The sequence below is a fragment of the Shewanella sp. KCT genome (genome assembly GCF_007636505.1).
GTDB lineage: Bacteria > Pseudomonadota > Gammaproteobacteria > Enterobacterales > Shewanellaceae > Shewanella > Shewanella halotolerans.
The window spans coordinates 1-5,315 of the sequence record NZ_LVDJ01000032.1 but is presented as its reverse complement, the minus strand read 5'-3'; the positions used below and the strand labels follow the sequence as shown (position 1 = coordinate 5,315).

General features: G+C 51.2%; 6 protein-coding genes. All 6 read right to left on the bottom strand.

The window, feature by feature from the left end; all coding sequences use genetic code 11:
- The coding region (locus AYI87_RS21030) for a phage tail protein (protein ID WP_260865204.1) at positions 1–2,672 on the bottom strand (2,672 nt) is incomplete at its 3' end.
- Complete coding sequence (locus AYI87_RS21025; protein WP_144204519.1) at positions 2,672–3,055, bottom strand: DUF6950 family protein; 384 nt, start codon at positions 3,053–3,055, stop codon at positions 2,672–2,674. The genes AYI87_RS21025 and AYI87_RS21030, both read right to left, overlap by 1 nt.
- A gap of 8 nt (positions 3,056–3,063) precedes the next feature.
- A complete protein-coding gene (locus AYI87_RS21020) occupies positions 3,064–3,699 on the bottom strand; it encodes a hypothetical protein (RefSeq protein ID WP_144204518.1) in 636 nt (211 codons plus the stop codon).
- Positions 3,696–4,289: a hypothetical protein gene (locus AYI87_RS21015; RefSeq protein ID WP_144204517.1), complete on the bottom strand. Its 594-nt coding sequence runs from the start codon at positions 4,287–4,289 to the stop codon at positions 3,696–3,698. Before AYI87_RS21015 ends, AYI87_RS21020 begins: the two co-directional genes overlap by 4 nt.
- 80 nt (positions 4,290–4,369) lie before the next feature.
- Positions 4,370–4,777: a hypothetical protein gene (locus tag AYI87_RS21010; protein WP_144204516.1), complete on the bottom strand. Its 408-nt coding sequence runs from the start codon at positions 4,775–4,777 to the stop codon at positions 4,370–4,372.
- A 115-nt stretch (positions 4,778–4,892) separates the two neighbouring features.
- Positions 4,893–5,069: a hypothetical protein gene (locus AYI87_RS21295; protein ID WP_186300693.1), complete on the bottom strand. Its 177-nt coding sequence runs from the start codon at positions 5,067–5,069 to the stop codon at positions 4,893–4,895.
- Positions 5,070–5,315 lie beyond the last annotated feature (246 nt).

Here is a 5,315-nt window from a genome sequence, read left to right as displayed (position 1 = left end):
AACTCATAACTATCCCTAGCGATTAGTTTTAGGGCGTGTGACCTAGCATCTAAAGCATCAACACCGGCGGCATTACCAATAAGTTCAACTGCTCCCTGATTCCAGCCGCCTTTGTTTAAACTCGATGTAAACGTAGAAATATTTAATAGGTTTGTACCACCTGATTGCTCCAAAGCGTTAGTCTCGGCCAACTGGGCCTTATTCAGCGCATCCAGTGCCGCTGCAGCTTCTGCCGCGTTGGCTTTGGCCTGGGCGCCTGCTGGTGTCTCGCCGCCAAGGTCGGCGGCATCAATGCCCTGGTTAAGCAGCTGCTGGGCCGTCAACAGATTGTTGTTAAACTTAGGATCGGCTAGCGCATCCTGCAGGGCTAACATCTCCTTGCTGGCATCATTAGGCAGCTTGCCAGCCATCAGGTTATCGAGTTGCTGCTGTTCGCTAGCGGTGAAGAGGTCACCAATTACGGCGCCAACCTTTGTCCAGGTGTAATCCTCCCAGTTACCACTCGGGGCAGAAACGGCTTTATCTGCAGCAACCCCCATCCACTTTTTAGCCTTGCCTGCCGTCTCATCGGTGGTAAACCCTGTGCCAGCATCGTCATCAGCCCAGGCAAACCAGGTGTATTTGTCAAAGGTGGTTCCCAGCAGATCAACCAGGGCAGATTTATCGCTCGTGGTCTGCGCAAGAATAGGGCCGAACCAGGCACCGAAACCATAATTGTTGGTAGAACGCGCCCAGATAAAATACTGGGTATTGGCATGCCGTCCCGGCCAAATGACCTCTTTACCCTGGCCGATAAACTGCGCATTGGCGATATCACTGCTTAAACCGCCTTTAATCTGAAATTCAGTGGTCGTGGCCGTAATGGCTGCGGTTTGCGGTCTAAGGGTTAACTCAAGTGATCCTGCGTCCACCAATATACCCGTCACGGCTGGCGGTGCATCGGCACCAATAGCAATCGTCGCAGGCACATTGGAGCGATTGGCAAACAGGTTTACGGCCCACAAGGTAATGGTGTAGTTACCTGCATCAAGCTTAGGAATATGGTGCCGGGTGCCCTCTATAGTGGCCTGATAAACGACAGCACTTTGCGCGTCACTTACCTCCAAACGATAACGATAGGCGCTGTTGCCGCCTGGAGCGTTCCAGGTAAGCAGCCCCTGCCAATTGGCATCGTCGCCCATTGGCACCCAGACGACGCCCGTCACTGTGGGGACTCGCTTAGATGACGGCAGGTTTAATACGGGGGTTAGTTTACGATTGGTATAACTGCCCTTGTCATAGTCGAACAAAGCCGCTGCGGTTTCACGCAGCGTCACCTTAATGGGCTGACCAAAATCAAATGACCAGTCCATTACCTGATATTCAGCCTTTATCCCCAAACGCGGCAGATCCAGCTCAACCACCTGCCCTACACTTATGCTCAGGCCTATCATGTTCAGCGGCACACCTATCTGCTGCCCGGCGCGATTAAGCTCCAAATACAGCTTGGCTAAACGCTGCGCGGTATAAGCTGACTGAGTAAACGGCAGGTCGATATCGTGATCGATATATTCGTTATTATCCTGGGCGCGATAGTAATCTGACTCATAGGGAGCAAAGTCGGTGGGCTGATAAAAGTTATCGGGATCGACAAAGGTACCGCGCACCGCATTACACAGTTGCGCCCTGGCATTAAACGGCCTTACCTCTACCTCACCAGCTAAGTCGGCTTCACCCAACGTGAATAAGTGCGGCCCCTGATACACGCCAGAAAACAGCTGATACTTACCCGATGAGTAAGTCTGCATCCCTGCTCCAGCGGTGAGTAACTTATCGAGCACTGAGGCTGGCGTCATCGACTGGGTAAAAGTGCCATTACAGGTATAGCGCGGCTCGACATTGCCCTCATTGTCATACTCAACCAGTTGATCGCTGTCATTAGCCGCTAAGGCATAAGAAGGCAGATCTATTTCACTGGCCAGTGCGCCTACGCCTGATTCAAAGCGGGTGTAGTCGAGTACGCATAAGGCCCAGTTATCACTCCACTCCCAGGTTGATTGTTCATCCCAGCGATGGCTACCGCTGCCGCCCACTGTCGAGTCTTTACGAGGATCATAAATCGGCTTGCCCTTTACCAAGGCTTTAACGTTAGGCAAACCGTTAGCGTAAAACTCAGGATCATGCTTAAGGCGCACATACAAGTAAGTGATACCAAGCCCGATATGGCTATCAGTCCAATGCTCACACTCAGCCAATAGGTCGCTATCGGCAGCCGTTTGCCCGCCCAAGTGAATATTAATCCGGGCATGCTCGTTATAGGCGGCATCTAAGCTGCCATTTTGGTACACCACTTCATCATCAAAGTAGATCTCAAGCACTTCCTGGCATCGATGCGCGGCTAAGGGGATCACCAGATGTAAAAACTCGTTATCTGTGCCGGTCTCTTCTGCAAAGACAATAGGGCCAGACACCATCGCCTTGCCGTAAATACTGCGGCGCGCCTCAGTAGGCGAGCGTAGCATCTGTTGCTGCGACATGGCCTCGTTGCCAAAATCATCGTCGGGGATGGGGATGAGGGCTTCGCGGATATACTTGCCAACACTTACTTCCCACCAGGCATCAACACCTATGGCACCCCAAGCTAGTTTGCCTAACGGTGTACCTTCAACCAGTGCATCGACAACCTTACCCATTAAACATTCCACCCCATCTTGATATTGGTTTTGGGATACGACACCAGGCCATAGGTAGCCAGCGCAAAGCAATCACTGCCCTGATACATGCCCACCACGTCACCCTCTGGCGTATCTAGCAGCACCACGGCACCTCGCCTTAGCAATAGCGGTGGTGTCGCCTGCCCCAGCTTTGCCTCAAGTAACTCGGCAATCGATGCAAACCCAGCGCGGCGAATGACGCGCATTGCCCCCAACTCGCTGCTGTAGTGCCCTCTAAATTCGATGGCCAAGTCGTCGTAGCCGTTGGCCATTAACCAGTTGGCAGCCAATAGGCAGCAGTCGTGCTCTCCCCAGCTAAATGAAGTGGCTCTATTCTGGGCAATAAATTCCGCTAAACTCATCACCCCTCCTACTTATGCTGGCGACGGCCAGTGGTTTGGCTACCACTGCCACCCCGGCCACCGCCGCCGGTTAACTTGGCACTACCACCCGGCACGCCCCACTGCAGCTCGCGCTCAGTAGTCTGGGCGACAAACTCAAAAAAATTATCGCCGGGATGGCGTGCCAGCTGGTCGGCATGGGTATAGCGACCATTGCGGGCGTTCTTCCAGTCCACACCACGGCTATTGAGGTCTAACTGCAGACTAGCGCTGGCGCCGTCACGCAGGGTCATAACATCCATACGACCTGCAAACAACACATCGGCGGCAATCACACTGCCGGTTTGCTCATCGAAAGCCGCCAGCATGACCTGGCCCTGGCGGTTTTGATATTGCTCAGTTAGTGCGGTCGCCAGCAAAGCAGGCGGAATGCCCGACAGCGTTAAACGCAGCTTATTAGGCTGCACCTTGCCGTTCTGGGTCACAGCACCAACCTTGCCCAGCACACCGATACCAAGATAGCTATCCCCATCATGGCTAATGGTGCCAACCCCACTGTGAACACACACATCGCCAGAGGCGAAATCGAGCTTGGTGAGTAAGATGGCGCATACATTGGCCTGACGCAGGTAGGCTTTTAATTGAGGAGAGGCAAACCCAATCATGAGTAGATATCCTCCACAAACGACAGGCTCACACTGGATAGCACCAGGCGCTTGCTGCTACGGCGCATGCCCTGGTTATCGTCACTAAACATCATGGTGGCGCTAGGCTTGTCGACCACAATGGCAGCGCCATTGGCTGGCGCGTTGCGCAGAGCTGGCTCAAAAACCAAGGAGCAAGCCCCGCCAGCATCGGCCACTGCATCAGCGGTAAGTACCAGCAGCTGCGAATTAACCTGCACATAATGACCAGCCGGTAAAAAGGCACCAGGTAAGCAACCAATTACATTTAGCTGCTTACCAGCTTGGCCACTACCACTAACCACCGGCGCACCACCATAGGCAGGGTTTATAATCGCGTGGTCATGTAGCTTCACCCGCCCGGCCATGCCCTGCATGGATGCCACAAAGGCATGTAATGCCGCCCCTTGCGTGCGACTCAAATTGGCAAAGGTCAGCTGCGCCTGCCAGTAGGCACCTGGCAACGATAAGGTTTGTACCTGGTTGTTGTATGGGTTGCGAAAGGCCCGCGTGCGATGCACTAAACGCCAGTCACATTGGGTTGGGTAAATGTCAGGAGGAAAGGTCAGCATAGCCAGTCAAAATGAGCATCAAAAAGTGATGCCCCATTGTGACTGACTGTCGCTTTAGGCGGATTGGAAGGGTTTCGGGATTACTTGAGCATAGCACTAATAACCAATGGCATTGAAGCTAAGGTGATGTGCTTTATTCCACCTTTAATAATTTCAATAAAAGTAGGTTTATTCTCTAGGCTATCAATTTTAACATTAGCGGCTTGCAAGCCTTTGGGTGTCAAAACATAAGTACTCGGTTCGGAAAGATATTCGTGCTCTAAGCGAATATACCCTTCATGTGCCAACCAATTTATTGTATCTCCTGATTTCTCAGCAATTGACACCACGTGATTATAAGCCTCTAAGTCTCCTGTAGGGTCACCAAAATACCCTTCGACCTTACGCGCAATGATATTAGGGTCTAATCTCACTTCTGATGGAAATTCTTCCAAGCAAAGGTAAAATATTTCGAATGTCGCGGCGTTAAATATATCTGTCGATTTCATTGGCCAACCTCATATTAATTAATTGACCAATAGTAATAACGCCGCTCACGCCTAACTGCAAGAAAAGAGGCAACCTGGATAAATATTACCTCTTTGTTAACACATCATTTGATTGTTAATCATCTTTAGCCATCATATGAGCATGATAACCACACATTCCAGTTTTAAAGTACACTTCTCGCTCACAATGAATGATGAGCTCTCCGCCTAACCAGCAACGAATGTCTTCAGCTTGAGCCTTACGATCCCAAGCTTCTTCCTTTGCCAATTCTGCGTCCTTTTCTCTACCCATAATAAACGCTCCCATAAATATTTAGTGACACCTTGTACACCAAGGTAACTTCAAAATATCCATTTAAAGGGAGCTTTCAAGTGGAATATTTCTAAATCCCTCCCGAGTAATTTATCCCCGGCTAGCTGTCCAGACATCTCCCCGGTTGTTGAGATCTTCCACCACGGCACTCTTGGTCATGGCAACTAGCTGTGGCAACACTTCAGCCAAACTTTCGGCCTGAGATTCATTGCTCACCACTATAGT